The 254-nt window shown below is 70.1% G+C and carries 1 protein-coding gene; it reads right to left on the bottom strand.

The window, feature by feature from the left end; all coding sequences use genetic code 11:
* On the bottom strand, positions 1-174 hold a 174-nt coding region (locus FVA95_RS30120; RefSeq protein WP_149662471.1), incomplete at its 3' end, for a leucine zipper domain-containing protein.
* Positions 175-254: the final 80 nt, after the last annotated feature.

Below are 254 nucleotides of genomic sequence, written 5' to 3'. Positions count from 1 at the left end.
GTCGGCCATCCCCGCCGGCCCCTCGGCCCGGTAGCGGTCGGACCACTTCTTGGCGGTCCGCGCGGAGACCATGAACATTGTCGCGGCCGCGGTGTGGGTCCAGCCGTGCTCGACGACGAGTTGAGCGAGCCGCAGCCGGGCGCGCGGGGTCAGAGCGGCGTTAGCGTGGGACACGAAGGCCTCCGGTGGGTGAAGCGGTTCCTAGACAGCTCCACTTCACAACCGGAGGCCTTCGTGTCCCACGCTAACGCCGC

This window comes from Pseudonocardia sp. EV170527-09, assembly GCF_008369905.1.
Taxonomy (GTDB): Bacteria; Actinomycetota; Actinomycetes; order Mycobacteriales; family Pseudonocardiaceae; genus Pseudonocardia.
Note: the sequence above shows the minus strand (reverse complement) of the source record. Positions and strands in the feature narration are given on the sequence as shown.